The organism is Hyphomicrobium album, from assembly GCF_009708035.1.
Classification (GTDB): domain Bacteria; phylum Pseudomonadota; class Alphaproteobacteria; order Rhizobiales; family Hyphomicrobiaceae; genus Hyphomicrobium_A; species Hyphomicrobium_A album.
Map to the genome: position 1 here is coordinate 765,733 of NZ_WMBQ01000002.1, position 25,074 is coordinate 790,806.

28 protein-coding genes are annotated in these 25,074 nt (G+C 65.2%); 18 read left to right on the plus strand and 10 right to left on the minus strand.

The genetic code is table 11. The features are described from left to right. Positions 1 to 118: 118 nt before the first annotated feature. From GIW81_RS15805 to GIW81_RS15830, 6 genes are read left to right on the plus strand one after another with little or no spacing between them, the layout of a single operon-like run. Positions 119 to 778 (plus strand): helix-turn-helix domain-containing protein, encoded by a 660-nt coding sequence (locus GIW81_RS15805; protein WP_210251951.1) that lies wholly within the window; start codon positions 119 to 121, stop codon positions 776 to 778. Between the two features lie 44 nt (positions 779 to 822). Continuing rightward, the gene (locus tag GIW81_RS15810; RefSeq protein ID WP_154740302.1) at positions 823 to 966 is read left to right on the plus strand and encodes a hypothetical protein; all 144 of its coding nucleotides are present in this window, start codon (positions 823 to 825) and stop codon (positions 964 to 966) included. A gap of 26 nt (positions 967 to 992) precedes the next feature. Next, positions 993 to 1,823 (plus strand): sulfate ABC transporter permease subunit CysT, encoded by an 831-nt coding sequence (gene cysT / locus GIW81_RS15815; RefSeq protein WP_154740303.1) that lies wholly within the window; start codon positions 993 to 995, stop codon positions 1,821 to 1,823. After that, complete coding sequence (cysW, locus tag GIW81_RS15820) at positions 1,824 to 2,714, plus strand: sulfate ABC transporter permease subunit CysW (protein ID WP_154740304.1); 891 nt, start codon at positions 1,824 to 1,826, stop codon at positions 2,712 to 2,714. Next, a complete protein-coding gene (locus GIW81_RS15825; RefSeq protein WP_154740305.1) occupies positions 2,711 to 3,814 on the plus strand; it encodes a sulfate/molybdate ABC transporter ATP-binding protein in 1,104 nt (367 codons plus the stop codon). Before cysW ends, GIW81_RS15825 begins: the two co-directional genes overlap by 4 nt. Beyond that, positions 3,811 to 4,755 carry a CysB family HTH-type transcriptional regulator gene (locus tag GIW81_RS15830; protein WP_324615068.1) on the plus strand — a complete coding sequence of 315 codons (945 nt, stop codon included), beginning with the start codon at positions 3,811 to 3,813 and terminating at the stop codon, positions 4,753 to 4,755. Before GIW81_RS15825 ends, GIW81_RS15830 begins: the two co-directional genes overlap by 4 nt. A gap of 2 nt (positions 4,756 to 4,757) precedes the next feature. On the opposite strand, the gene GIW81_RS15835 is transcribed toward GIW81_RS15830, so the two are convergent. Both GIW81_RS15835 and cbiB read right to left on the minus strand, forming a co-directional pair. Then, a complete protein-coding gene (locus GIW81_RS15835) occupies positions 4,758 to 5,447 on the minus strand; it encodes an adenosylcobinamide amidohydrolase (protein ID WP_154740306.1) in 690 nt (229 codons plus the stop codon). 51 nt (positions 5,448 to 5,498) lie between these two features. Further along, positions 5,499 to 6,467 (minus strand): adenosylcobinamide-phosphate synthase CbiB, encoded by a 969-nt coding sequence (cbiB, locus tag GIW81_RS15840; protein ID WP_154740307.1) that lies wholly within the window; start codon positions 6,465 to 6,467, stop codon positions 5,499 to 5,501. On the opposite strand from cbiB, the gene cobD reads away from it, so the two are divergent. Beyond that, positions 6,466 to 7,512, plus strand: coding sequence for a threonine-phosphate decarboxylase CobD (cobD, locus tag GIW81_RS15845; protein ID WP_154740308.1), 1,047 nt, complete (start codon positions 6,466 to 6,468; stop codon positions 7,510 to 7,512). The two genes, cbiB and cobD, sit on opposite strands and share 2 nt — an antisense overlap. Positions 7,513 to 7,522: 10 nt before the next feature. Here cobD and GIW81_RS15850 read toward each other — a convergent pair whose 3' ends face one another. Beyond that, the gene (locus tag GIW81_RS15850) at positions 7,523 to 8,455 is read right to left on the minus strand and encodes a CysB family HTH-type transcriptional regulator (protein ID WP_154740309.1); all 933 of its coding nucleotides are present in this window, start codon (positions 8,453 to 8,455) and stop codon (positions 7,523 to 7,525) included. 178 nt (positions 8,456 to 8,633) lie between these two features. Further along, entirely contained in the window at positions 8,634 to 10,481 is a 1,848-nt protein-coding gene (locus GIW81_RS15855) for a PAS domain-containing sensor histidine kinase (protein WP_154740310.1), read from the minus strand. A gap of 151 nt (positions 10,482 to 10,632) precedes the next feature. On the opposite strand from GIW81_RS15855, the gene GIW81_RS15860 reads away from it, so the two are divergent. Continuing rightward, positions 10,633 to 10,806: a DUF1328 domain-containing protein gene (locus GIW81_RS15860; protein WP_154740311.1), complete on the plus strand. Its 174-nt coding sequence runs from the start codon at positions 10,633 to 10,635 to the stop codon at positions 10,804 to 10,806. Between the two features lie 172 nt (positions 10,807 to 10,978). Continuing rightward, positions 10,979 to 11,794, plus strand: a complete 816-nt coding sequence (locus GIW81_RS15865; RefSeq protein WP_154740312.1) for a response regulator — start codon at positions 10,979 to 10,981, stop codon at positions 11,792 to 11,794. Positions 11,795 to 11,887: 93 nt separating this feature from the next. On the opposite strand, the gene GIW81_RS15870 is transcribed toward GIW81_RS15865, so the two are convergent. Both GIW81_RS15870 and GIW81_RS15875 read right to left on the minus strand, forming a co-directional pair. After that, on the minus strand, positions 11,888 to 12,415 hold the full coding sequence (locus tag GIW81_RS15870) for a sigma-70 family RNA polymerase sigma factor (protein ID WP_229309436.1): 528 nt from the start codon (positions 12,413 to 12,415) through the stop codon (positions 11,888 to 11,890). Between the two features lie 59 nt (positions 12,416 to 12,474). Beyond that, positions 12,475 to 12,813 (minus strand): NepR family anti-sigma factor, encoded by a 339-nt coding sequence (locus GIW81_RS15875; RefSeq protein WP_154740313.1) that lies wholly within the window; start codon positions 12,811 to 12,813, stop codon positions 12,475 to 12,477. A 251-nt stretch (positions 12,814 to 13,064) separates the two neighbouring features. Here GIW81_RS15875 and GIW81_RS15880 point away from each other — a divergent pair, with 251 nt between their 5' ends. Both GIW81_RS15880 and GIW81_RS15885 read left to right on the plus strand, forming a co-directional pair. Then, positions 13,065 to 15,110 carry a sensor histidine kinase gene (locus tag GIW81_RS15880; RefSeq protein ID WP_154740314.1) on the plus strand — a complete coding sequence of 682 codons (2,046 nt, stop codon included), beginning with the start codon at positions 13,065 to 13,067 and terminating at the stop codon, positions 15,108 to 15,110. Positions 15,111 to 15,491: 381 nt separating this feature from the next. Beyond that, a complete protein-coding gene (locus GIW81_RS15885; RefSeq protein ID WP_154740315.1) occupies positions 15,492 to 16,253 on the plus strand; it encodes a Crp/Fnr family transcriptional regulator in 762 nt (253 codons plus the stop codon). Here GIW81_RS15885 and GIW81_RS15890 read toward each other — a convergent pair. Next, complete coding sequence (locus tag GIW81_RS15890) at positions 16,250 to 16,642, minus strand: response regulator (protein ID WP_195930599.1); 393 nt, start codon at positions 16,640 to 16,642, stop codon at positions 16,250 to 16,252. The genes GIW81_RS15885 and GIW81_RS15890 overlap by 4 nt on opposite strands. A 278-nt stretch (positions 16,643 to 16,920) precedes the next feature. Next, positions 16,921 to 17,409, minus strand: coding sequence for a YciE/YciF ferroxidase family protein (locus GIW81_RS15895; protein WP_154740317.1), 489 nt, complete (start codon positions 17,407 to 17,409; stop codon positions 16,921 to 16,923). Between the two features lie 199 nt (positions 17,410 to 17,608). Between GIW81_RS15895 and GIW81_RS15900 the strand changes: the two genes are divergently transcribed. After that, positions 17,609 to 17,812, plus strand: a complete 204-nt coding sequence (locus tag GIW81_RS15900; RefSeq protein ID WP_154740318.1) for a hypothetical protein — start codon at positions 17,609 to 17,611, stop codon at positions 17,810 to 17,812. A gap of 6 nt (positions 17,813 to 17,818) precedes the next feature. On the opposite strand, the gene GIW81_RS15905 is transcribed toward GIW81_RS15900, so the two are convergent. Further along, positions 17,819 to 18,484, minus strand: a complete 666-nt coding sequence (locus GIW81_RS15905; RefSeq protein ID WP_195930600.1) for a Crp/Fnr family transcriptional regulator — start codon at positions 18,482 to 18,484, stop codon at positions 17,819 to 17,821. Between the two features lie 312 nt (positions 18,485 to 18,796). On the opposite strand from GIW81_RS15905, the gene GIW81_RS15910 reads away from it, so the two are divergent. Both GIW81_RS15910 and GIW81_RS15915 read left to right on the plus strand, forming a co-directional pair. After that, positions 18,797 to 19,204: a PRC-barrel domain-containing protein gene (locus tag GIW81_RS15910; protein ID WP_195930601.1), complete on the plus strand. Its 408-nt coding sequence runs from the start codon at positions 18,797 to 18,799 to the stop codon at positions 19,202 to 19,204. Positions 19,205 to 19,332: 128 nt separating this feature from the next. Then, entirely contained in the window at positions 19,333 to 19,533 is a 201-nt protein-coding gene (locus GIW81_RS15915) for a hypothetical protein (protein ID WP_154740321.1), read from the plus strand. Positions 19,534 to 19,608: 75 nt separating this feature from the next. Here GIW81_RS15915 and GIW81_RS15920 read toward each other — a convergent pair whose 3' ends face one another. Further along, complete coding sequence (locus tag GIW81_RS15920) at positions 19,609 to 19,857, minus strand: hypothetical protein (protein ID WP_154740322.1); 249 nt, start codon at positions 19,855 to 19,857, stop codon at positions 19,609 to 19,611. Between the two features lie 401 nt (positions 19,858 to 20,258). Here GIW81_RS15920 and GIW81_RS15925 point away from each other — a divergent pair, with 401 nt between their 5' ends. From GIW81_RS15925 to rimO, 4 genes are all read left to right on the plus strand, one after another. Next, on the plus strand, positions 20,259 to 20,573 hold the full coding sequence (locus tag GIW81_RS15925; RefSeq protein ID WP_195930602.1) for a helix-turn-helix domain-containing protein: 315 nt from the start codon (positions 20,259 to 20,261) through the stop codon (positions 20,571 to 20,573). Between the two features lie 235 nt (positions 20,574 to 20,808). After that, positions 20,809 to 21,228 carry an Hsp20/alpha crystallin family protein gene (locus GIW81_RS15930; protein ID WP_229309357.1) on the plus strand — a complete coding sequence of 140 codons (420 nt, stop codon included), beginning with the start codon at positions 20,809 to 20,811 and terminating at the stop codon, positions 21,226 to 21,228. A gap of 7 nt (positions 21,229 to 21,235) precedes the next feature. Then, positions 21,236 to 23,629: an endopeptidase La gene (gene lon, locus GIW81_RS15935; RefSeq protein WP_154740816.1), complete on the plus strand. Its 2,394-nt coding sequence runs from the start codon at positions 21,236 to 21,238 to the stop codon at positions 23,627 to 23,629. Positions 23,630 to 23,715: 86 nt separating this feature from the next. Beyond that, complete coding sequence (gene rimO / locus GIW81_RS15940; protein WP_154740324.1) at positions 23,716 to 25,071, plus strand: 30S ribosomal protein S12 methylthiotransferase RimO; 1,356 nt, start codon at positions 23,716 to 23,718, stop codon at positions 25,069 to 25,071. Positions 25,072 to 25,074: the final 3 nt, after the last annotated feature.

Below are 25,074 nucleotides of genomic sequence, written 5' to 3' on the forward strand. Positions count from 1 at the left end.
AGATCCGCGCTTTGCCGCCGGCTTCATAAGCTCATCTGTTTTTCTTCGTTCCCCGCATAACCCGTCGCTCCTAGCTTCCCTAACAAGAGTTGGGGCTGTTCAGGATGCGGGGGTGCCGATGAGCTCGTCGGCAGAATTGCTTATGGCGCGGACGGACAAGGAGCACGGCACACGTCGGCCGCGCTTCGATGGTGGCGCGAGTGCGCCGCGATCGCTTCCCGCCATCATCGGCACGAACCTGAAGCGGCTGCGCACCCGTCAAGGACATTCGCTGGAGCGTCTCGCCAAGCTTGCCGGCGTCAGCCGCGCGATGCTGAGTCAGATCGAGACCGGCAAGAGCGTCCCGACCATCAGCCTGTTGTTGAAGGTCGCCGAGGCACTCGGCGTGTCGCTGGCGACGCTGGTGTCGAAACCCGCGTCGCAACAAACCAAAGTTCTCGTGCGCAATACCTCGCCGCTGCTGAGCAGCAATGGCGGCCGCTTCACGGCGCGGGCGCTGTTCGTTCCCTCCGAGGCGGACGCACGCGTCGAGTTCTACGAGTGTCGCCTCGCCGCCAAGCACCGCGAGGCGTTCGAGCCGCAGGTGGGCGGCACGCGCGAGAGCATCGTGGTGGTGAAGGGACGCGTCGAGCTGACGGTGGGGGTCGACCAGCCGCTGCTGCTGTCCGAGGGGGACGCAGCGCTGTTCCAGGCAGACGTCGAGCGCATCTTCCGCAATCCCGAGGGGAACGAGGCCTTGCTCTACCGGGTCGTCACCTACAACGGGAAGAGCGGCTGACGGCGCCGAGCCATTAGCAGTTTTCCGCATAAGCACTGCAGTTTTTGTTCGTTCGCGCTGAGCAGACGTATCGCTACGCTGCCGGCGTCATAACGAAGGGGGTAACCATGTCTGCCGACCACGTGCTGTCCTGGGCCGGACTGCTCAGCGCAGTGCTGTTCCTGACGCTCATCGTCGTCATCGCATAGGCACGGCGGATCGGGAGCCAAAGGTCATGGCGGCGGCGCGCAGGGTACTGCCCGGTTTCGGGCTTTCGATGGGGGTGACGCTCGCGTACCTCTCGCTGATCGTATTCATTCCACTCACGGCTGTCTTCATCAAGAGCGCGTCGCTCGGGTGGAGCGAGTTCTGGCACGTCGCGACGACCCCACGCGTGATGGCCTCCTACCGCTTGAGCTTCGGGGCCTCGCTGCTGGCGGCAGCGATCAATGTCGTATTCGGCCTGATGCTGGCGTGGAGCCTGGTTCGCTATAACTTCCCCGGCCGTCGCATCGTCGATGCGCTCATCGATCTGCCGTTCGCCCTCCCGACCGCCGTCGCCGGCATTGCCCTGACCGCTCTCTACGCGCCCAACGGGTGGCTCGGCCATTACCTCGAGCTGATCGGCATCAAGGTTGCGTTCACACCGCTCGGGGTGCTCGTCGCTCTGGTTTTCATCGGCGTGCCCTTCATCGTGCGTACGGTGCAGCCGGTGCTCGAGGACCTCGACATCGAGTTCGAGGAGGCCGCTGCCAGTCTCGGCGCCACGCGTTTGCAGACCATCCGTCGCGTCGTGCTGCCGGCGTTGGGACCCGCGCTGCTGACCGGTTTTGCGCTGGCCTTCGCCCGCGCCGTCGGCGAATACGGCTCGGTGATCTTCATCGCCGGCAATCTGCCGATGATCTCGGAAATCACGCCCCTGATCATCATCACCAAGCTCGAGCAGTACGACTACGCCGGCGCGACGACGGTGGCCGCCGTCATGCTGATCGTGTCCTTCATCCTGCTGCTCATCATCAACGTGCTGCAGGCCTGGACGGCGCGCTCGAACGAAAGGTCGCGGTAAATGGCCGTCGTCGCCCACGCCGCGCCGTTCGCCCGCGCCGAGCGCTTCGAGGCGAGCCCCGCCGCTGCCGATCCGCCGCTGGTGAAGTGGATCGTCATCGGCATTTCGCTGGCCTTCTTCGCCACCTTCCTACTGTTGCCGCTGGTGGCGGTCTTTGTCGAAGCCTTCAAGAAGGGCTGGGAAGCCTATTTCAGCGCCATCGCTACGCCCGACACGCTCTCCTCTATCAAGCTAACGCTGCTGGCGGCGGCAATCGCCGTCCCGCTGAACGTCGTCTTCGGAATTGCTGCCGCGTGGGCGATCGCCAAGCACGACTTTCGCGGCAAGCAGTTTTTGATCACACTGATCGACCTGCCGTTCTCGGTTTCGCCGGTCATCGCCGGCCTCATCTACGTCCTGGTGTTCGGTCTGCAGGGCTGGTTTGGGCCATGGCTGTACGAGCACGACATCAAAATCATCTTCGCCGTGCCCGGCATCGTGCTGGCGACGATCTTCGTCACGGTGCCGTTCGTCGCCCGCGAGCTCATTCCGCTCATGCAGGCGCAGGGACGCGAGGAAGAAGAGGCGGCGCTGGTGCTCGGCGCCACGGGTTGGCGGATGTTCAAGAGCGTGACGCTGCCCAACATCAAATGGGGTCTGCTGTATGGCATCATCCTCTGCAACGCCCGCGCGATGGGCGAGTTCGGCGCCGTGTCGGTCGTGTCCGGCCACATCCGCGGTCAGACCAACACCATGCCGCTGCACGTCGAAATTCTTTATAATGAGTACCAATTCGCCGCCGCGTTCGCCGTGGCGTCGTTGCTGGCACTGCTAGCCCTGGTCACCCTGGTCCTGAAGACCTTCGTCGAGTGGCGGGCCGGCATTCAACCGCATGAGCCCGAGGCACCATGAGCATCGAAGTCCGCGGCATCCGCAAAACGTTCGGCAGCTTCGTCGCGCTGGATAACGTCAGCCTGGATTTTCCGACCGGCCAGCTTGTCGCGCTGCTCGGCCCTTCGGGATGCGGCAAGACCACGCTTTTGCGCATCATTGCCGGCCTCGACTACGCGGATCAGGGCAGCATCATCCTCGACGGCGAGGATGCCTCCGGTACGCACGTGCGCGAGCGGCAAGTCGGATTCGTGTTCCAGCACTATGCGCTGTTCCGGCACATGACGGTGTTCGACAACGTCGCCTTCGGGCTGCGCGTGAAGCCGCGCCGCCTGCGGCTGCCCGAGCGCGAGATCAAGAAGAACGTGAAAGAGCTGCTCGAGCTGGTGCAGCTCGGCTGGCTCGCCGATCGCTATCCCTCCCAGTTGTCCGGCGGCCAGCGCCAGCGCATCGCACTTGCCCGCGCCCTCGCAGTGCGTCCGCGTGTGCTGCTTCTCGATGAGCCGTTCGGCGCGCTCGACGCCAAGGTGCGCAAAGAGCTGCGACGCTGGCTGCGCCGGCTGCACGACGAGCTGCACATCACCTCGCTGTTCGTGACCCACGATCAGGACGAGGCGATCGAGCTGGCCGACCGGCTGGTGCTGATGAACAAGGGCAAGGTCGAGCAGACGGGCACCGTGCGCGAGGTCTACGCCAAGCCGGCCACGCCGTTCGTCTATTCGTTCCTCGGCGCGGTGAACAAGTTCAGCGGCCGGGTCGATGGCGAATATCTGCGGGTCAACGGCAACGTGATGCCGATTGCCGGCGGGGGCGGCGTCAATGGCAGCGACGTCGTTGCGTTCGCCCGCCCGCACGAACTCGACATCGTTGCCGCCGACCGGGGCGATGCGGTGGGCGTGCCTGCAACTGTGAACCGCATCCTCGACGTCGGCGCCGTGGCCCGGGTCGAGCTGAGCGCGCCGGCTTACCAGTCGAACGGCGCCGGAAAGCCGGCCGAGCCGCAGTTCTTCGAGGTGGAATTATCGGCCCAGAAACTTTCCGAGCTTAATCTCGCCGCCGGCCAGCCAGTCCGCCTCGTGAGTTCGAGGCTCCGGGTCTTCGATCGAGGCGCCCAGACGTGAACTTCCAGCAGCTTCGCATCATCCGAGAAACCGTACGGCGCAAGTTCAATTTAACGGAAGTCGCCAACGCCCTGCACACGTCGCAGTCGGGTGTCTCCAAGCACATCAAGGATCTCGAGGACGAGCTCGGCATCGAGTTGTTCGTGCGTCGCGGCAAGCGGCTGCTCGGCCTGACGGAGCCCGGAAAGGAGCTGGTCGGCATCGTGCAGCGCATGTTGCTCGACGCGCGCAACATCAAGCAGCTCGCCGAGCAGTTCGCCTCTGCCGATCTCGGCGAGCTGACGGTGGCGACGACGCACACCCAGGCGCGCTATGCGCTCCCCCAGGTGGTGGTGAAGTTCAAGCAGGAGTTCCCCAAGGTGCGCCTCGTTCTGCATCAGGCGAGCCCGAAGGAGATCGTCACCATGCTGCTCGAGGGAAGCGCCGACATCGGCGTCGCCACCGAAGCGCTGGAGGAGAACCCGGACGTCACCTCGTTTCCGTACTACTCATGGGACCATGCGGTGATCGTGCCGGCGGGGCACGAGCTCGAAAAGGTCGATCCGCTGACGCTCGAAGCGATCGCCGAGTGGCCGATCATCACCTACGACCCGGGCTTCACCGGCCGCTCGCGTATCGATCAGGCATTCGCCAAAGCGGCGATCGTGCCGGACATTATCATGACGGCGCTCGACGCCGACGTGATCAAGACCTACGTCGAGGCGGGGCTGGGCATCGGTATCATCGCCTCGGTCGCGTACGATCCCAAGCGTGATACGGGGTTGAAGCTTCTGTCGGCGAAGGGGCTGTTCGCGCGCAACACCTCGCGCATCGCCGTGCGCCACGGCCGCTACCTGCGCGGCTACGCCTATCGCTTCATCGAGTTGTGCTCGGCGGACCTGACAGAATCGGTGGTGCGCTCGCGTATTGCGCCCAAGGCCGACGACGACGTCACCGACTAATCTCAGCCAACAGCTTCTATGCGAAGCGCGAGCTGCGGCGGGCAGTCGATCAGCCAGTCCTTGATGCCGTCGGCGACGGTGCGATAGACGGCGGCGCCGGTCGCCTCGCCGAGCGCGGTGTGCTTACCCGCGTATGATTGCGGGTCACCGCCTAGGGGAGCGGCGACCGCGACGCAGTCCGTGCCTGTGCCGGTGACGGCGAGGCCACCGCGCGCGATGCTGGCGTCGATTACGGCCGCGGTGCGCGCCTCGGTGGCGATCGACATGGCTTCGAGCATCGCGCCTTCGGTCAACGACTGCCCGACGTGCACGAGCAGATTGATGGTGCCGGTGAACGGCGGCGGCTGATGCAGCCGCGTACCGACGCGCTCGCTGTTCGACAGTCCGACGGTCGCGATGCAGCGCACGTGCTGATCTTCGACCGTCGCGCGCGCCACTTGGTAGCGCGAGATATCACGCGAGGTGACGAGCGTCACGGCATCGTCGAGGCCGGCAGCGGCGATCCGCTGCCGGATGACCTCGAACGCGTCCACCTCGGGCGGCAGGTCGGCGTTGCGCACCTCGAGCCATGCCACGCGGGTCGCAACCTGGAGACCGGGGCGGAGCGGCGCCCAGCTCAGGACCTGGTGCGGCCCGTTGAACGCCACGACCAGGTGCGGCGGAGCAAGCGCGATCGAGAATGGGTCGTGCATCCGCCTCTCGCGGTGAATTGGGCCACGGCATCGCTACGGTCGGACGGCGATTTATGCAAGTGCGACGGCGATACAACCGATGGTCAGGGCCTGCAGGACGCAGGCTAGGCGAATGACGGATAGTGCACGCCGGATGTCGCCCGCGGTGGCCTCGGCGCGGCCGTCGCCCATCCAGTGGTCGTCCACGGCGACACCGCCATAGACGCGCGGTCCGGCGAGCCGCAGGCCGAGGGCGCCCGCCATTGCCGCCTCGGGCCAGCCGGCGTTGGGCGAGCGGTGTGCCCGGGCGTCGCGCATCACGGCGCGCGCCGCCGCGGACGCGTCGAGCCCGGGCAGCAACGCCGCCGCAACGACGATGAATAGGGCCGACAGACGTGAGGCCGGCAGGTTGACGAGGTCGTCGAGGCGCGCTGCGGCCCAGCCGTAGGCGTGATAGCGCTCGCTCTTGTGGCCGATCATGCTGTCGGCGGTGTTGATGGCCTTGTAGGCGCCGGCACCGGGGAGCCCGCCGACGAGCAGCCAGAACAGGGGCGCGACGACGCCGTCGGAATAGTTCTCCGCCAGGCTCTCGATGGCGGCCCGGCTGACCGCGGCCGTATCAAGCGCGGCCGTATCGCGGCCGACGATCCGCGCCACCGCCGTGCGTCCGCCCCCGATGCCGTCCTGCTCCAGCGCCGTGGCGACGGCGCTCACATGCTCGTAAAGGCTCCGTTGGGCGATCAGCGTGCTGGCGAGTGCTCCCACCAGGATAAGGGCGAGGACGGGCGGCAGCAGGGACTGGACGACTGCGACAATGGCGACGCAGAGCCCTGCCGTGACGCCGACGGTGACCAGAAGTGCGGCCAATCCGTGCAAGCGGCGGCGGCCGAAGGAGAGGCCGGGCGCGTTCCAGTGGCGCTCGCACCATGCTATCAGGCGCCCCATCCAACTCACCGGATGGCCGATGCGGGCGAACACCCACTGCGGATAGCCGAGGGTGGCGTCGAGTGCGGCGGCGGTGAGCGCAGTGAGCGGGTACATGAAAGTCGATCCAAGCGCGGTGGTGCAGCCGGGTGCTAGCACGCCTGAGGGGCGGGCAGAAACCATCGAGCATGGCGGCGATCTCGCCGCGGCGCGCTTGCGGTTTCCGGCGGCACCCGAGCCGTGGATCGATTTGTCGACGGGCATCAACCCGCATGCCTACCCCTTGCCGGCAATCGATGCAGACCTATGGGAGCGGCTGCCACAAGCTTCCGACGAACAGGCGGTGTTGCAGGCGGCGGCGCAACGCTACGGCTGCAAGGCAAACAATATCGTCGCGGCGCCGGGCAGCCAGGCATTGATTCAGGTTCTGCCGCGTCTCTTCGAGCCATCCGACGTCGTCGTGCTCGGTCCGACCTACGGCGAGCACGCAGCCGCGTGGGAGCGTTGCGGGCATCGCGTTGTGGAGCGGCGCGCGTCGTCTGACATTGGCGAGGCGCGTGTCGCCGTCGTCGTCAACCCGAACAATCCGACCGGGCGGGTGATCGCCGCCAACGAGTTGCGCGCCCTGGCTGCCGTGCTGGCACAGCGTCGCGGGCTGCTGGTCGTCGACGAGGCGTTCGCCGATTTCGCGGAGCCGGGCGTGAGCGTCGCGGCGCAACTTCCGCCGGCGACGGTCGTGCTGCGCTCGTTCGGCAAGGCGTATGGGATCGCCGGCGCGCGGCTAGGGTTTGCCGTGGCAGATCCAACCTTGTGCGCGAGGCTGAGCGGTGAGCTCGGACCGTGGGCGGTGTCGGGGCCGGCGCTCGCGATCGGTTCAGCAGCGCTTGCCGATGAGCGCTGGCTCGCCGCCATGCGCGTTCGGCTGGCTGAGGATCGGCGGCGGCTCGATACATTGCTGCAAGCGTGCGGATTGGTAGTCGAGGGCGGCACGCATCTGTTCTGCCTGGCGCGGCACGCACAGGCGCGAGCGATCGCCGACAAGCTCGGCCGCTCGGGAATTCACGTGCGCCGCTTTGCGGCGGAACCGAAATGGCTGCGCTTCGGCCTGCCGGGTGCGGAGGCCGAATGGGAGCGCCTTGCGGACGCGACGACCGCAGAGTGAGCCGCGGTACTCACCGCCCCGGCGGCTGGTCGAGCGCCTTGCGCACGAGGTTCTCCTTCAGCGCCGGCGAGCACAGCTCGATAAAGCGGTAGACGTAGGCGCGCAGGTAGCGGCCGCGCCGCACGCCAAGGCTCGACGTGTTGGTCTCGAAGAGACCGGTGGCCTCGAGCCGGCGCAGCTTGGTATCGCGCTCCATGTCGAACGCCATGGCGGCGATGATGCCGACGCCGAGACCGAGCTCGACATAGGACTTGATCACGTCGGCATCCAGCGCCGAGATGGCGATATCGGGCACGACGCCGGCGCGCGCGAAGGCGTCGTCGATGCGCGTGCGGCCGGTCAGGCCCTCGTCGTAGGTGATGATCGGCCACTCGGCGATGTCGTCCAGCGTTAGCGGATCGCGGGAGAGAAGCGGGTGCCCGACAGGAACTACGACGGCGTGCTCCCAACTAATGTAGGGGAAGGTCGCCAGGCCGCTGGTGTTTTCCATGCTGTCGGTAGCTAGGCCAATATCCGTTTCACCCTCGAGCAGGATGGTGGCGATATCGCGCGGGCTAGCTTGGTTGAGCGCCAGGCGCACGTTGGGAAACGCTTGTTTGAAACGGGCGATGATCGGTGGCAGCGTATAGCGCGCCTGCGTGTGAGTGGTGACGATGCGCAGCGTGCCTTCGTCCTGAGCCGAAAGGCGGCTACCGATTTCCGACAGGTTGCCGGCGTCGATGAGCATGCGCTCGACGATCTCGATGGCCTGCTTGCCGGCCTCCGTGAGGCCGAGCAGGCGCTTGCCGCGTCGCACGAACAGCTCGACCCCCAGCTCGTCCTCGAAATCCTTGACGTGCTTGGAGACGCCCGACTGGGAGGTCAGCAGCACGTTGGCAACTTCCGTTAAATTGAAGTTGCAGCGCGCGGTTTCGCGGATGATGCGGAGTTGCTGGAAGTTCATGCCGGGCTCGCGTCCGGCGCATATGAGGATTGGCGCATCGTCTCCCCGCAAGACAGCACTGATCTGCGGGGAACGTAGAAGCTTTAAGCGCCGGACTGAATAACGATATTCGGATTAGCTTATGCAGATTCCTGCTTAGGCCGGTCCGTAGACTGTCATCGCGTGACGAATGTCTGAATTAGGAAGCGGCGGGCTCCGCGGCAGTGCCCTGGCTGCGCCAGCGCACCACGAAGTCGAGCGGCATGGCGATCGACCAGCGCACACCCTGGGGCGGGAACTCGTAGTCGACGTTGGCGCTCAACGCCTGGCCGACGACGCGCTCGATGACGACGTGGCCAAAGCCCTTGACCGCCGCCGGCACGACCCTGGGACCGCCGCGCTCTTCCCAGCGTAGAACGAGCCGCAAGGTGTCTTCCGCGTCGGGCTCGAAGGCCCAAGTGATACGCAAGCGTCCGGCCGAGGTGGACAGCGCGCCGTACTTGGCCGCGTTGGTCGCGAGCTCGTGCAGCGCTAGACCGAGGTTCTGGGCGGCGGTCGCGTTGACGAACACCGGCGCGCCGCGCAATTCGAGGGCCTCGGACGTGGCGCCGGTGAACGGCTGCAGCACGGCCCGGATCAGCTCTTCCAGCGACGCGCCGGTCCAATCCTCGGCGACGAGCAGGTCGTGCGAGGCGGAGAGGCTCTGCAGGCGCTGGATGAGCTGCGACTGCAGCACCGCGACATCGGTGCTGTTGCGAGCCGTCTGCCTTACCATGGCGACGATTACGGCGAGGAGGTTCTTGGTGCGATGCGACAGCTCGCGCATGACCATGCGCAGATGCTTCTCGACGCGCTTGCGCTCGGTGATGTCGCGGAAGACCGCGGAAAACCCGAAGATTCGTCCATCGGCCCGGCGCATCGGCGCGACGTTGACGGCCACGTCGATCAGCGTCCCGTCCTTGCGGCGGCGGACGGTGTCGCGCGACACGTGCTCACCATGCCGGAGGTGACGATACTTTTCGGCAAACTCCTCGTCAGCGTCCTCGGCGAAAAGCAGCCGATCGGATTTACCTATGACTTCCTCGGCGGTGTAGCCGAACATCTGTTCGGCCCCGGGATTCCACGACTGGATCAAGCCTTCGCTGTTCATCGAGACGATGCCGTCGGGCGAAGTGGCGACGATGGTTGCCAGCTGGGCGTTCTTCTCGGCTTCTTCCAGGTGCTCGGTGATGTCGGTGTTGGTGCCGAACCAGCGGATGACGTGCCCCGCGTCGTCGCGGATGGGCATGGCGCGCGACAGGAACCAGCGATACACGCCGTCGCGGCCCTTGAGCGGGAAGGTGTCTTCCCATACCTCGCCCGTCGTCAGGCAGCGGTTGACCTTTTCCATCGCGCGGTCGACGTGGTCGGGGTGCTGGCGCTGCGGCCAGCCCCACTGCTTGGCTTCCTCGAAGGGGAGGCCCGTGTAGTCGAACCAGCGCTTGTTGTACCAGAAGATGTTGCCTGCCTCGTCGGCCATCCAGGCGAAGGCGGCGATGTTGTCGGCGAGCGTCCGGAAGCGCGATTCGCTCTCGCGCTGGGCGCGTTCGGCAAAGACCCAGGGCGTGGTGTCGACGACGATGGCGAGCGTACCGCCGACCTTGCCATCCTCGAAGCGGACCGGGCTGTAGTCGAGATTGACCCACACGTCCTCGGGCACACCGCGGCGCTTCAAGTTGAAGTACTTGTCGCGGAACGACAGCGCTTCGCCGCTCATCACGGATTCAACGACGCGGGCGTTGAAGTCGGCGACTTCCGGCCACGCCTCGGCGACCGGCAGGCCCAATAGTTCTGGATGGCGCGATCCGGAAAACGTCGCGTAGCCGTCGTTGTAGATCATGATGCCCTCCGGCCCCCACAACAGCACCATCGGCACGGGCGATGCCATGATGAGGTCGACGGCGCATCTGAGGCAGATCGGCCATGCCTCTCTGGGGCCGACTGGGGTAGCGCCCCAGTCGAACTGCTCGACGAGCTCTTTCATTTCGTGGCTAGCGGATGATGGCATGTGGCGGAATTTGCTCAATCAACTGCCGGTATAGCATTCGGTTCCGTATCGGCATCGCTACCGAGGGACTTACCGAGCGACGCGGGAACCAACGGGTGAGCCTCAGGTTCTTCTACAACGTCACTGACGGCTTTCTATAGACGAGGAGATCATGAGCAACCTTCTCTACTGGGCGGTTATCTTTCTTATCGTGGCACTCGTCGCCGCCTTCCTCGGATTTGGTGGCGTCGCCGGCGTCGCGACGGAAGGAGCCCGCATCCTGTTCTGGGTGGCTATCATCCTCGTCGTTCTGTCCTTTATCGGCGGCATGATCCGCCGCGGCTAGAGCATCGCCGATCCGTGCTTCTGAAAAATAAACGTGATATAATAATGGCTTGGCCACGTTCTCGGGTCCGGCCATTGGCTGCATGGAACCCGTTTCGGAACTTTTCACGAAGTTGAGCGTTTGTGCCGGTTGCGAAGACACCGAACAGTGGGCGGCCTATAAAGGGGAGACCATGTCCATCTCAGAAATCATCGCGCCGCAGCTTCCGTATCTGAGACGGTTCGCGCGCGTATTGTCAGGCAGCCAGGACAGCGGCGACGCCTACGTCGTGGCCATGCTCGAGGCCATCGCGGCAGATCCGTCGATGTTCCCCGCCGATCTCGAGCCGCGCGTCGCGACCTATCAGAGCTTCCTCGACGTCTGGAGTTCGGTGCGGCTCAATCAGAAGAAGTACGACGCGCCCGTATCCGAGCGCCTTGCCGCCGCCGATCGCAAGCTCGAGGCGATCACGCCGCGTGCCCGCCAGGCGTTTCTGCTGATGGCCGTCGAGGAATTCTCGACCGCGGATACCGCGAAGGTGCTGAAGACCAACGAGACCGAGGTCAAGGCGCTCGTCGATCAGGCAGCGTCCGAAATCGCCGAGCAGGTCGCGACCAACGTTCTCATCATCGAGGACGAGCCGATGATCGCGCTCGATCTCGCCGACCTCGTCACCGGCCTGGGCCACGACGTGTGCGAGACGGCGCGTACGCATAGCGAAGCGGTAGCCGCCTTCAAGAAGCACAAGCCGGGCCTCGTGCTGGCTGATATTCAGCTGGCCGATGGCAGCTCGGGCCTCGAGGCCGTCAACGAGATCCTGCAATCGTTCGACGTGCCGGTGATCTTCATCACGGCCTACCCCGAGCGCCTGCTCACGGGCAGCCGTCCGGAGCCGACCTTCCTCGTCAACAAGCCCTTCCGCACCGAGACGGTCCAGGCCGTCATCAGCCAGGCGCTGTTCTTCGACTACAAGGCGCACCGGCCGAACGCGAAGGTCGCCGCCGGCTAAGGCAGGCCAATCGAGACAACGAAAAGGCGGGCCCCGGCCCGCCTTTTTCGTTCGACTGGATTTTCGTTACTTGCCCGAGCGCCGCGGATTCCGTTACAGCGCCCGCGCCGTGCGCGAGCGAGGCCGCGGCGGAGATTCCTCGCTATCAGCCTCGGCGCCGGACGCGGCGCCGCCGGACTGCGCAGGCGTCGTCGTCATCAACTCGTTGAGGCGGGTGCGGGCGCGGTTTACGCGGCTTTTCACGGTGCCTACGGCACAGCCGGAGATGTTGGCTGCGTCCTCGTAGGAGAAGCCTTCGGCGCCGACCAGGATCAGCGCCTCGCGCTGGTCCGGTGGCAGCTTGGAGAGCGCCCGATTGAGATCGAGAAGGTCGAGATGCCCCTGCTGCTCGGGCGGGACCGAAAGCTTGGCCGCGAGCTGCCCCTCGCTATCGGCGATCTCCCGCTTCGTCTTGCGCAGCTCCGAGAAGTAGGCGTTGCGCAGAATGGTGAACAGCCACGCCTTGAGGTTGGTCCCCTGCTCGAAGGAATCGAGATGGTTCCAAGCTTTGACGAGGGCTTCCTGGACGAGGTCGTCGGCGCGGTCGCGATTGCCGCACAGCGAGATCGCGAAGGCCCGCATGTTGGGGATCGCCGCCACCAAATCGTCGCGCAGCGCGGTGTTCTGTTGTGCCCGACTGCTCACTCGCGGTCCTCCCCATCACGCTCTTTCCCCGAGCCTTGGCGGGACTCGGCGTCCTTGAGCTGATTGATGAGGTCGTTGATCCTATCGGGAACGGGCGTGTTGAGGAGTTCTCCATACGCAGCCCTCAATTGTTTGCCGAGGATGCCCTGCAGAACCTGCTGGCTATTGCCTCGGCCGGGCTGAGCGGCGGTATCCTCGCTAGCGGCCTTAACGGGCCGCCCTGTCGTGGGCTCGGAGGCGTCGTCAGCCGCCGCCGGCGCGGCGGCGCGCTGCGGCTCTTGGGGGGCAAACGCGCCGTAGGGCTTCCCCCAAGAGGTCTTCTTTTCCTCGGACATTAACCGGCCCTCCCGCCTCCCGCTTTATGGTTCTTGCGCTACCGCCCTGGATTGCGAGCCAGGGTTGTGCGGCTGCGGATCATATCGTCCGACTCCCAAGGGCAAGCAACGTCCAAACCGAGAATAAGTTCCCGCCACTCGATTTAATTGACGCAGTGCGGAACGTTCGCGCGGAGCTGACGTTAGGTTCGCTGGGCGCAGGTGTGCGCGAAAGGGGCCAAGGGGGCGCACGTCCATGAATTTTTGGTCCGATGCTTGAGCGCTTCCGTCAGGGCGGATGGTCCATCCAGGCCCAATTCCTGCTCTACAGCGCCGCGCTGCTCATTCCCGCTCTCATCTTCAGCGGCCTCATGATCCTGCGCTCCGCTTCCCTCGAGCGGGAGGCGATGGAGGACGATGTCAACGGCGTCGCGCGTACGGTGGCCTCCGCGCTCGACCGCGAGCTGGCGGCGATAACCACGACACTCACCGCGCTCGCGTCCTCTCCGGCGCTGACCGAAGGGGACCTCAAGGCATTCTACAAGCAGGCCATGGCCGCCCGTGATGTGAGCGGCAACGACTTCCTGCTGACGAACCGGACCGGCAAACTGCTGCTGACCACGCGCATCCAGTGGGGGGACGACGTACCGGCGGACTCTCCGATCGACCCGAAGGAAATCATCCAATCGGGTAAGCCGCAGGTGTCGAATCTCCACCGCGGCGAGCTGCCCGGCGGGGTAACAACGTTCCTTATCAGCGTGCCGGTGACGCGCGGGAACAAGACAATCTTCGTGCTCAGCGCGTCGCTCCCGTCGCAGCGCATCCTCGAAATATTCCACCTCGAGGAGCTGGAGCCTGGGTGGCTGGCGGTCGTGACCGATCGCACCGGCGCCGTCGTCGCACGCTCGACCGGGCCACCAGCCGAGGCCGGTAGCGTCACGGCGCGGAGCACCGGTCCGAAAGAGGCGCAAGCGGGATTGTGGCGCGCGACCGACAGCGACGGTGAATCGGTGCTTCGCGCCTCCACGTATTCTCGGCTGTCGGGTTGGCTCGTGTCGACGACCGTGCCTGAGCTGATTGCCAATCGGCCGATCGTGCGCTCGTGGGCGCTGGTGGCGACGCTCGCAGTGAGCTTCGGATTGCTCTCCGCCTTGCTTGCCTATCTTTTCGGCCGGCGCATTTCCGATCCCGTGCGGGCGCTTGCGGGTCGCGCCGGGGAGCTGGGCCGCGGCGAGACGGTAGCGCCGATAAAGTCTTCCATCCCGGAGGTGCGTGCGGTCGGCGACGCGCTCGTCAAGGCGAGCAGGACGCGCGAGCAGATGGAGCATTCGCTGCGCGAGAGCGAGGACCGGTTGCGCGTGGCGCTCGCCTCGGCCGAGACCGGCGCCTGGGACTGGGATCTCGTGGCGGGCGTGCTCACCTGGGACGCACGGATGCGCGAGCTCTGGGGTCTCGCGCCGGAAGACACGGTGTCGTTCGACGTGTTCGCTTCGGCGCTCAATCCGCTCGATCGCGATGCGACGTTTGCCGCCGTCGAGCGTTCACAGGATCCCGAGGTGAATGCGGAATACGACGTCGAGCATCGGGTAAAGGGCGTGCGCGACGGCGCGGAGCGCTGGGTCGCCACCAAGGGCCGGACCCAGTTTGCTAACGGAAAGGCAGTGCGCATGAGCGGTACGGCGCGCGACATCACCGAGAGCAAGCGATGGGAGGAGCACACCCAACTTCTCATGCGGGAGGTGACGCATCGCTCGAAGAATCTTTTGGCGGTGATCCAAGCGATGGCGCGCCAGACCAAGCTCGCCAGCCGCGATGTCAATGACTTCGAGGTGCGTTTCTCGGGACGCTTGCAGGCGCTCGCCGCATCGCACGATCTGCTGGTGCAGCGCGACTGGCACGGCGTCGCCCTTCCCGAGCTCGTCCGGTCGCAGCTGGCGCACTACCTCGACCAGCACGCGACCCAGATCACCATCGAAGGGCCGGGCCTGATCGTCACGCCGGAGGCGGCGCAGAACATCGGGCTCGCTGTGCACGAGCTGTCGACGAATGCGGCCAAGTACGGGGCGTTGTCGGTGCCGGAAGGGCGGGTGGCCGTGTGCTGGTCGCAGGCCAATAGCGGCGGTAACGAACGCCTGCACATGAGCTGGTTGGAAACGGGCGGACCGGCGGTCGTTCCGCCGTCCCGCAAGGGATTTGGGCAATTGGTGACCGAGCAGCTTACCGCGCGGGCCCTGCAAGGAACGGCGGACCTTAAGTTTGGCGCCGCGGGCGTCAGTTGGAAGTTGGACATACCGGCCAGCCACCTCCTTGCCGCCTAAGACACAGCGAGCGTTCGAAGCGTCAAGTGCACGGAACTTTCGGCAAACTATCGGGTTCTGAGCTGAACACCTCAGTGAGGGCCGAAAGTTGAAGCTGGATAAGAATCAAGAGCTTACGAAGCTCATCGGCAGACGGTTGCGAGAAGCATGCGAAAGCGAAGTTTCCGTCGCACTTCCGCCAGCGATGACTACCGGGCTCGCGAAGATCAGGCAGGCGGAGACTCGCTCTGTCCTTAGCATCGATATCTGCACTTCGAGCAATGGCAACGGCCATGCGCTCGATCGCGCGAGCGCGGGCAGTGATGCTGCGCTTTCACCCCACGAGCCACTAGACGCGAACGCGTAACGCGGGACCCGATTCGCGTCGGCGAGGATGTGGCGATGGCGCACAAAAAGGAACTGCACGGGCGGCAAGTGCCCTGCCAGCTTTGTCCCCTCCGCAAGCAAAAGGTCTTCCGCCCCTTCACGCCTAAAGAGCTCGCGTTCGTCATGTCCTTCAAGTCGGGAGAGGTGGCGCTCAAGGCGGGCGAGCCACTGTTTCTCGAAGGCAACTCTTGCGCCAATCTCTATACCGTTCTGTCCGGTCTTGCCTTCCGCTACAAGCTGTTGCCCGACGGCCGGCGGCAAATTCTCAACTACTGCATGCCGGGGGACTTCCTCGGGCTGCAGGGCTCGGTGATGCTGGAGATGCAACACTCGGTCGAGGCGCTGTCCGACATGGTGCTTTGCGTCTTCCAGCGCGAGGGGCTGTGGCGGCTGTTCGAATCGCATGCGGGCCTGTCCTTCGACGTCACCTGGCTGGCGGCGCGCTCCGAGCAGCTGCTCGATCAGCAGCTCTTGTCGGTGGGACGGCGCAGCGCGAAAGAACGCTGTGCGCACCTTCTGCTGCATCTCGCCGACCGGGTCAGTGAGGTCGGCCTGTCGCGCAAGCGGGATACGATCCGGATTCCCATAACGCAGCAGCACGTGGCCGACACGCTTGGCCTGTCGCTGGTGCACACCAATCGCACCTTGGGCCGGCTCATACGCAGCCGGGCCATCCGTTGGCGCGAGCAGGAATTCGAGATTCTCGATCGCGATCAGCTCGTCGAGCTCGCCGGTGGCGACGACGCGATCCCCGGCGCGGTGCGACCGCTGCTCTAGGTGACGCTAGGGCGCTCCAGACATTGCACGAGCGCCCGGGCAAGAGCCTCGATCGCGTAAGGCTTGCGCACGATCGGCACCTTCAGGAAGTGAGCCGGAAACATCGTGCTGTCGCCGTAGCCGGTCGTGAATATGAAGGGCACCGCGCGCTGGACGAGGAACTCGGCAACCGGGAATGATGTCGCCGTACCGAGGCTGACGTCCAAAACTCCGACATCGACCTCCGCCGTCGCGAGCCACGCAATCGCGCCGTCGCTTGTCGTGAACGAATGCACGCTTGCCGCCCCCAGGTCGAGCAGCATGCTTTCGGTGTCGAGGGCGATGATCGTCTGGTCTTCGACGAGAACGGCGCGCAGTCCGTACAGCGGATGCGGTCGGCGCCCATTCACGCACTGCATGGATGTAGGAGGGTCATCACCGCCGGTGGTCGGCGGGGAAAGTTTCGCGAGATGGCCGCGCCAGGAACCTGGCAGAGGCCGTGGGGTCGGGTTGGCCAATTCTCACCGGAGCTCCGCTGCAGAAGTGCGCGTCAACCCATACGGCTTTGCACGACAGCGGGCGATGTCATTTGATGTACCGCGAAACATGGGGTCGCCGACCCGCAGAAATGCAGAAAGCCGGGACGAAAGTCCCGGCTTCCTTTGCCAGTTGCGCAATAAAGGGCTACTTACGCGGCCTGCTTGTTAAGCTTGCCCTCGGCGAGCTTGTTCAGCTTGCTATCGGCCGCGTGCTCTTCCTTGAGCGTCGCCGACAGGAGCTTGACCGCGTCCTTGTGGCCCAACAGCTCGCCCCACGAAACCAACGTGCCGTAACGCGTGATCTCATAGTGCTCGACCGCTTGGGCGGCAGCGATCATTGCAGCGTCGCGCGTGTCGGGATCCTTGATCTCCTTCATCATCTCCTCGCCCTCGGTGAGGATCCCGTCGATCGCCGGGCACTTCTCGCCGGCCGCCTTCTTGCCGAGTATCTCGAAGACCTTTTCGAGGCGGACGATTTGTTCTTTCGTTTCTTCCAGGTGTGATTCGAAGGCGCGCGCCAGCTCGGACGAGTCAGTGGCTTTCACCATCTTGGGCAGGGCCTTCACGATTTGCTTTTCGGCGTAATAGATGTCCTTGAGCGTGTGCTCGAACAAATCAGACAGGTTTTTGATTTTCATGGACGGCTCTCCTGGTGCGGGTGTGTGCGCACTCAACGTGCGCAAATTCCGGAGAGTTCCCGAGCCGCCCTTGGAGTGAGTGAACATCATTTGGCCGGGTTTGAAGCTAAGCCTCGGCCTGGGGACACGGACGGACGTCGTACGCAACGGGAAGCGAGCTTCGCGCGCCTATGCGTGCTGCGTAGAGGGGGAGACTGCGATGGGCGCGATCATGATTCGCTGTCCGGCGACCAACGAGCTCATTCCTGTCGGCATCGACGCGGATCGCGACACGTTCGCGGGTCTGCCGGATGTGAAGGCCGCTCCCGTCCACTGCCCGGCATGCGGCGGCAAGCATGCATGGTCGAAGAAGGACGCCATTCTGGAGCAGACGATGCGCATCCGCTCCAGAAGCTACGACTGACAGAAATTACGCGGCGTCGGCGAAGCGCTCGAGAGCTTCGAGATCAGCTATGCGCAGGCCGTTGCGGACGGGCGTGACGATGCCGCGCGCTTCCAGATCGCGCAGCGCAGCGGCCAGAGCGTCGACCGTCATGTTGAGATGATCGGCGACGGCGCCGGACGAAAACTCATCGGTGATGAAGGCCGGATCGCGACCCTCGCTCGCGCCCATGCGTGAGAGCGCCGCGAGAAACGAAGCCACGCGCCCCGCCGCCGGCAACTTACCGGCTGTAGCGAGCGCGCGGGCGCGCAGGAAGTCGAACTCGCGGTCGGCGGCGGCCGTAAACCGCGCGGCGAGCTGGCCGTCGGTCTCGAGCAGCTGCTCGAACTCCTCCTCGCTGACCGGGCTTACGATGGTCTTGGCTACGGCCTGCGCCGTGCTGGTGTGCACGTCGAGATGCCCGAGCCCGATGATGTCTCCGGGGAAGGCGAACTCGATCACCTCGTGATGACCGTCGTCCCAACGCAGGTAGTGGCACAGGGCGCCGCGCTCGACGCGATACAGCCGGCGCTGGTCGCCGGCATGAAACAGCGTCTCGCCGCGCCCCATCCGGCGCACCCGCGCCGACTTAGGCGCCGGATCGACGCTGGCGGGCGGCGTGCACCGATCGACCGACTGAGATACTGCAAGCATGAAATTACTCATCACTACGAACGAGATGGGGATCGCGCATGCCACAATCAAGTCAAAATCCGTGCGCTGCCAATCCCCTAGGCGGTTGAGCTATCTCTACAACGAAAGGGTCCGGCTGCTGTTCCCTGGGGAACACGTCCAATCTTCGCTAAATACCGCGGCGTTGTTTCTCATCCATTCGTCGGTGTCCCCCGCAAGCTCGCGGCATGGTTTCCGCACATGGTGAATTTGCGCGCTGCGGTGCGACAAAAGCGGAACCGTACCGTCGGACATCCCGTTCTCTTGTCAGTTGAGCAAGAGGACAGACACAACATGAAGAAGCTTCTGGCGACCGCGTCGATCGTCGCCCTGATGGCCCTGCCGGCGCTGGCGCAGGACGCGGCCGCGCCGGCCGTCGAAAAGGCCCCGGCCGAGAAGACAGCGGCGCTGCATGCGGGCGACGTTTCCGCCAAGGCGCTGCTGAATGAGAGCGTCAAGAATGCCGCCAACGAAACCATCGGCGACATCAACGACGTGCTCATCGGCGGCGACGGTAAGGTCTCGGCGGTGATCGTCGGCGTCGGCGGCTTCCTCGGTATGGGCGAGAAGGACGTCGCGCTGCCCTACGATCAGCTCGTCTTCGCCAAAGATGTAGGGGACGACCTCGTAGTCACGACCCACGCAACCAAGGAGAGCCTCGAAACGGCTCCCGAATACATCAAGCCAGAAGACCGCTCGTAAGGCGGCAGATCCACGCTCACTTTAGCCTCGCGGCTCGGAATCCATCCGGGCCGCTATTTGTTTTCCTGAAGCGCCCGTTCTTGGAACCTTTGCACGGGTGTGGGCATTTCTCGGTTTTGGAGGACCAAATGCACGAGCCACAGGAAGTTCTCACTCCTACCGAGGCGCGCCAGGCTTCGCCGCGGCGCCTGAATTTCCGCGTTCTGACGACGTCGCTCATTCTGGCCGTCGCAGCCGCGGCTGCTCTCTATTGGGTATTCTACGCAGGCAATACTCCGGTGAGCACGCCCGATCCGGCGCCGACGGAGCAGACCGCGCCCGGTCCGTAAGGACGGGGAACCCAAAACGACGAAGGGACGGCCGATCGGCCGTCCCTTTTTATTTCGTCTCGCCGGTCGGCGCGGTCATTCCATGCCGCTGCTGCGCCAGGTCGAGGTCGACTTGCACTTCCGGCACACGCGCTCGCCCGCCCACGCGCTCGGAAACGAGTCGCGGCAGATGAGGCACTTGCGGACCTTCTGCTCCGCGCTGCGCCGGGCCTCACGTTCAGCCTCGCACACGTCCGCGCAACCGTCGTTGCACGCGTCGTGGCAGTCGGCGAACGCGCCAGTATGTTCCTTTAGACTGCTCAACTCGTCCTCGACCACGCTCACTGCCGGCCTCTTTGTCTTAAGCACAGGGTCTTAAGCGCAGACCTTTAAACGCCGCGCTAACCCCGGCGTTTCCAGTAAAAAAGTTGAAATTTCCTGGAGACCGGGGCTGACAGGCACCGAAAACAATATGTCTCGGGAGGCTATATCGGGTCGTGGGCCGCGTTTTTCAAGGAATATCGTCATGACGCGGCAGGATGCGCGCGTTCAGGGCGCCTCGCCTGCGACAAAACGGTGGAAAACCGACAAAACCATTCAATTTCGCACTATCCGTGGCGAACTAACTGACCCGGCGGCTCGTTTACGTCGCAAGTCGAACGTCGAACACTTTGCAAAGCTGGGGATTTCCGATGCGCACCGCAACTGCCGAAAACTTCATTACGCCTCCTTTTTACAGGCGCGGCATGCCATCGGCAGCCAAGTGCGGCGATGCCGTTCCGGTTACAACGCCGGCGTGCATCCCCAAGACGCACGAGGAGCCGCTTGCCCGGGTCGCCGCGCTGCTGATCTCGATCTCGCGCAACAACAGCTATGAAGGACGCGACCCGAGCGTCATGCCCGACGCCCTGACGTCCGGGTTCGTCGCCGATCTACTTGGCATCGATATCGACGAGCTTTCGACGCTTCTCGTCGATCTCAATCGCCGCGGTCTGGTCGAGCCTTGCGGGTCCACCCTGAAGTTGAAGGACATGCCGGCGCTGGAGCGCCTGGCGGACTAGCATCTAGCATTGAGACAGGGCCCCACCCTCGAGGGTGGGGCAGAGAACCGCGTACAGAGCGGGTCGAACCGATCCCCCTAGCGCTGGCGATGGGGCAAGCCGATTGCAAATACCGTGGACGCGGCGCGGCTTGAAGCAGCGAAATGCCCACACGGTAGAAATCCATTAATTCGCACCTATGTTTCATGGCCGCCGCGCGGGGTGCCGCGCGGCGAACGGATTGGGCAAAGGCGCAATGAAGGACGATCCCACGAGATTGATGTGGTCGGAGGCCTGCGAGATGCTGGCTAGGGCAGAACGCATGCATCGTCAGTTCTTTCAGCCGGTGCGCTCGGTATCGCGGCTTCCGGCATGGGAGCCGCCGGCCGACGTGTTGGAGAGCGCCGAAGATGTGCTGGTCGTCGTCGCCTTGCCGGGCGTGAAGCCAGAGTCGGTCGAGGTGGCAATCGACAGCGGGGGCGACCTGCTCGTCGCCGGCGCCCGCACCGTGCCGCCGGAGCTGCGCTCCGCCGTCATCCATCGGCTGGAGCTGCCGCAGGGACGCTTCGAGCGCCGGCTGCGTCTGCCGCCCGGCAGCTACAGCAACGTTCGCCACAAGTTCGTCGACGGCTGTCTCCTCGTGCTGTTGTCAAAATCGGAGCCCTCGCGTGGCTGACAATGAAATGAAACTCGACGCGGCGCAGGGCGAAGCTGGCGGGCGCCCTGCCGGAAATAATCTGCCGCCGCTGCCGGCCGACGCCATCGCCATCATCCCGGTGCGCGAGATGACGCTTTTTCCGGGCGTCGTCCTGCCAGTGACCGTGGGCCGCCAGCGATCGATCGCGGCGGCGCAGAGCGCGGTGCGCGAGCAGCGCCAAGTCGGCATCCTCATGCAGCGCGACGGCGAGCAGGCCGAGCCGCAGCCGATCGATCTGCATCGCATCGGCACGGTGGCCAATGTCGTGCGCTACGTAACGGCGCCCGACGGCACGCATCATCTCGTGGTTCAGGGCGACGAGCGCTTCCAGGCGGTCGAGTTCCTGAGCGGCTGGCCGTTCTTCGTCGCGCGCGTGCAGCGCGTCGCCGACACGGAGGATCGCACTCCGGAGATCGAGGCGCGTTTTCTCAACCTGCAGCGCCAGGCCGTCGAGGCACTCGAGCTTCTGCCGCAGGCACCGCCGGAGATGATCGTCGCCGTGCAGAGCGTGCGCTCGCCCGGCGCGCTGGCCGATCTTGCGGCCGCGTATCTCGATCTGCAGCCGGCGGAGAAGCAGGAGATCCTCGAGACGATCGACGTCTCCGCCCGCATGGACAAGGTATCGAAGCTGCTGGCGCACCGCATCGAGGTGCTGCGCCTGTCGCAGGAGATCGGCCGGCAGACCAAGGCCGCGCTGGACGAGCGCCAGCGCGAGGTCTTGCTGCGCGAGCAGATGGCGGCAATCCAGCGGCAGCTCGGCGAGGGCGAGCAGAGCAAGGCGCAGGACATTGCCGAGCTCTCCGAGGCCATCGCCAAGGCGGGCATGCCGAAAGAGGTCGAGGATCAGGCGCGCAAGGAGCTGCGGCGGTTGGAGCGCATGCCCGAGGCATCGCCCGACTACGGCATGACGCGCACCTATCTCGACTGGCTGATCGAGCTGCCGTGGAAGCTGCCTGAAGAGACGCCGATCGACATCAAGGAGGCGCGCAAGATTCTCGACGAGGACCACTACGGCCTCGACAAGATCAAGCGGCGCATCGTCGAGTTCCTCGCCGTGCGCAAGCTCGCGCCCGGCGGCAAGGCACCGATCCTGTGCTTCGTCGGACCGCCCGGCGTCGGCAAGACGTCGCTCGGGCAATCGATCGCACGCGCCATGAACCGCAAGTTCGTGCGCGTCAGTCTCGGCGGCGTGCACGACGAGGCTGAGATTCGCGGTCACCGCCGCACCTACATCGGCGCGCTGCCGGGCAACATCATCCAGGGCATCCGCAAGGCGGGGGCGCGCAACTGCGTGATGATGCTGGACGAGATCGACAAGCTCGGCTCCGGCATCCAGGGCGATCCGCGCGCCGCGATGCTCGAGGTGCTCGACCCTGAGCAGAATGCGACCTTCCGCGACAACTATCTCGCCGTGCCGTTCGACCTGAGCCGCGTTGTTTTCATCACGACCGCCAACGTGCTGGATTCCATTCCCGGCCCGCTGCGCGACCGCATGGAGATCATCCAGCTCTCCGGCTATTCGGCCGAGGAGAAGTTCAACATCGCCAAGCGCTATCTCGTGGCGCGCCAGCTCGAGGCCAACGGCGTGAAGGCCGAGCAGGTGGCGCTCGACGATGATGCGCTGCGCGACATCATCGGCCTCTATACGCGCGAAGCGGGTGTTCGCAACTTGGAGCGTGAGATCGGCAAGGTCTTGCGGCACGCCGCCGTGCGCATCGCCGAAGGCGAGTCGGGGCCGATCCGGATTACCGCGGCGGACCTACCTGCCATCCTGGGCGGTCCGGTGTTCGAGAGCGAGGTCGCCATGCGCACATCCGTGCCGGGCGTCGCGACCGGGCTCGCGTGGACGCCGGTGGGCGGCGACATCCTCTTCATCGAAGCGACGCGGAACGCGGGCAACGGCAAGCTCATCCTCACCGGCCAGCTGGGGGAGGTCATGCGCGAAAGCGTTCAGGCGGCTTTGTCGCTCCTCAAGAATCGCGCTGGGCAACTCGGCATCGACGCCGGCGTGTTCGAGAAGAGCGACATCCACGTGCACGTGCCGGCCGGCGCCATCCCCAAGGACGGCCCTTCGGCAGGCGTGGCGATGTTCATCGCGCTGTCGTCGCTGATGACCGATCGCTCGGTGCGCTCGGACACGGCGATGACGGGGGAGATCAGCCTGCGCGGGCTGGTGCTGCCGGTGGGCGGCATCAAGGAGAAGCTCGCCGCCGCCGCGCGGGCCGGCATCACGCGGGTGATGCTGCCGGCCCGCAACAAGAAGGACATCGAGGACCTGTCGGAGGAGACGCGCCGGCAACTCGAGCTGATCTGGCTGGAGAAGGTCGAGGACGCGCTCGCCGCAGCCCTCGACGTCCAGCCAGCCGCCGCTACCGCCTGAGCCTGCGGCGTTCCGTCGGCAACCAATTGGCCGGTGTCGCCGCCGTGGGGCTCGCCCGCGGCGGCGCCCCGTGCTAGAGCCGCGCGATGACAGCCACCCTGGAAAAATCCGGTTCGGACGAGAAGAAGCGTGGCCACGTGCCGACCGTCGGCTTCGTGTCGCTGGGCTGCCCCAAGGCGCTGGTCGATAGCGAGCGCATCCTCACCAAGCTGCGGGCCGAAGGCTATCGCGTGGCGCCCGACTACGCCGGCGCCGACGTGGTGGTGGTGAACACCTGCGGGTTTCTCGATTCCGCCAAGCAGGAGAGCCTCGACGCTATCGGCGAGGCGATGGCCGAGAACGGCCGCGTCATCGTCACCGGCTGCTTCGGCGTCGAGGAAGGTCGCATTCGCGAGAGCCACCCGGGCGTGCTCGCCGTCACCGGTCCGCATCAATATGAGCAGGTTGTCGAGGCGGTACACGCCGCCGTGCCGCCGGTGCATGACCCCTTCATGGACCTCGTGCCGGCCGAGGGCTTGCGGCTGACGCCGCGCCATTATGCCTACCTGAAAATTTCCGAAGGCTGCAACAACCGCTGCTCGTTCTGCATCATCCCGCAGCTGCGCGGCGACCTAGTGAGCCGGCCGTCGAACCACGTGATGACCGAGGCGGAGCGGCTGGTGAAGGCGGGCGTCAAGGAGCTGCTCGTCATCAGCCAGGACACGAGCGCCTACGGCCTCGACCTCAAGTATGCCGAGAGCCCGTGGAAGGGGCGCCCGCTGCCGGCGCGCTTCCAGCAGCTGTGCGAGGCATTGGGCGAGCTCGGCGCCTGGGTGCGGCTGCACTACGTCTATCCCTACCCGCACGTCGACAACGTCATCCCGCTGATGGCCGAAGGGAAGATCCTTCCCTATCTGGACATCCCCTTCCAGCACGCCTCGCCCGCGGTGCTCAAAGCCATGCGCCGCCCGGCGCATCAGGAGAAGACGCTGGAGCGCCTCCGCCGCTGGCGGGAGATGTGCCCCGACCTCGCGGTGCGCTCGACCTTCATCGTCGGCTTCCCCGGCGAGACCGACGAGGACTTCGAGTTCCTGCTGCAGTGGCTGCGCGAAGTAGAGCTCGCCCGCGTCGGCTGCTTCCGCTACGAGCCGGTGGCGGGCGCGCCGGCGAACGACATCGCCGCTGTCGTGCCGGACGAGGTGAAGGAGGAACGCTGGCACCGGTTCATGGCGACGGCGAAAGAGGTGAGCGAGAAGCGGCTCGCCGGCATCGTCGGGCGCGAGATCGACGTCATCGTCGACGAGGTCGACGATGAAGGTGCGCTCGGGCGCTCGCAGTGGGACGCGCCGGAGATCGACGGCAGCGTGTTCCTCAACGGCGATACCGCGTTGAAGGCCGGCGACATCGTCAAGGCGCGCGTCACCAACGCCGACGACTACGACCTGTGGGCCGAGCGCGTTTAGCGG

Coding starts and splice junctions, on each gene's coding strand:
- GIW81_RS15880 (WP_154740314.1), top strand. CDS start 13,065: ATGCTTGAGCGCTTCCGTCAGGGCGGATGGTCCATCCAGGCCCAATTC.
- cysW (WP_154740304.1), top strand. CDS start 1,824: ATGGCCGTCGTCGCCCACGCCGCGCCGTTCGCCCGCGCCGAGCGCTTC.
- GIW81_RS15855 (WP_154740310.1), bottom strand. CDS start 10,481: ATGCCATCATCCGCTAGCCACGAAATGAAAGAGCTCGTCGAGCAGTTC.
- GIW81_RS15885 (WP_154740315.1), top strand. CDS start 15,492: ATGGCGCACAAAAAGGAACTGCACGGGCGGCAAGTGCCCTGCCAGCTT.
- GIW81_RS15805 (WP_210251951.1), top strand. CDS start 119: ATGAGCTCGTCGGCAGAATTGCTTATGGCGCGGACGGACAAGGAGCAC.
- GIW81_RS15915 (WP_154740321.1), top strand. CDS start 19,333: ATGCACGAGCCACAGGAAGTTCTCACTCCTACCGAGGCGCGCCAGGCT.
- GIW81_RS15850 (WP_154740309.1), bottom strand. CDS start 8,455: ATGAACTTCCAGCAACTCCGCATCATCCGCGAAACCGCGCGCTGCAAC.
- GIW81_RS15930 (WP_229309357.1), top strand. CDS start 20,809: ATGAAGGACGATCCCACGAGATTGATGTGGTCGGAGGCCTGCGAGATG.
- GIW81_RS15875 (WP_154740313.1), bottom strand. CDS start 12,813: ATGTCCGAGGAAAAGAAGACCTCTTGGGGGAAGCCCTACGGCGCGTTT.
- cbiB (WP_154740307.1), bottom strand. CDS start 6,467: ATGTACCCGCTCACTGCGCTCACCGCCGCCGCACTCGACGCCACCCTC.
- cobD (WP_154740308.1), top strand. CDS start 6,466: ATGAAAGTCGATCCAAGCGCGGTGGTGCAGCCGGGTGCTAGCACGCCT.
- GIW81_RS15905 (WP_195930600.1), bottom strand. CDS start 18,484: ATGCTTGCAGTATCTCAGTCGGTCGATCGGTGCACGCCGCCCGCCAGC.
- lon (WP_154740816.1), top strand. CDS start 21,236: ATGAAACTCGACGCGGCGCAGGGCGAAGCTGGCGGGCGCCCTGCCGGA.
- GIW81_RS15835 (WP_154740306.1), bottom strand. CDS start 5,447: ATGCACGACCCATTCTCGATCGCGCTTGCTCCGCCGCACCTGGTCGTG.
- GIW81_RS15825 (WP_154740305.1), top strand. CDS start 2,711: ATGAGCATCGAAGTCCGCGGCATCCGCAAAACGTTCGGCAGCTTCGTC.
- cysT (WP_154740303.1), top strand. CDS start 993: ATGGCGGCGGCGCGCAGGGTACTGCCCGGTTTCGGGCTTTCGATGGGG.
- GIW81_RS15910 (WP_195930601.1), top strand. CDS start 18,797: ATGAAGAAGCTTCTGGCGACCGCGTCGATCGTCGCCCTGATGGCCCTG.
- GIW81_RS15865 (WP_154740312.1), top strand. CDS start 10,979: ATGTCCATCTCAGAAATCATCGCGCCGCAGCTTCCGTATCTGAGACGG.
- GIW81_RS15900 (WP_154740318.1), top strand. CDS start 17,609: ATGGGCGCGATCATGATTCGCTGTCCGGCGACCAACGAGCTCATTCCT.
- rimO (WP_154740324.1), top strand. CDS start 23,716: ATGACAGCCACCCTGGAAAAATCCGGTTCGGACGAGAAGAAGCGTGGC.
- GIW81_RS15860 (WP_154740311.1), top strand. CDS start 10,633: ATGAGCAACCTTCTCTACTGGGCGGTTATCTTTCTTATCGTGGCACTC.
- GIW81_RS15870 (WP_229309436.1), bottom strand. CDS start 12,415: ATGCGGGCCTTCGCGATCTCGCTGTGCGGCAATCGCGACCGCGCCGAC.
- GIW81_RS15925 (WP_195930602.1), top strand. CDS start 20,259: ATGCCATCGGCAGCCAAGTGCGGCGATGCCGTTCCGGTTACAACGCCG.
- GIW81_RS15895 (WP_154740317.1), bottom strand. CDS start 17,409: ATGAAAATCAAAAACCTGTCTGATTTGTTCGAGCACACGCTCAAGGAC.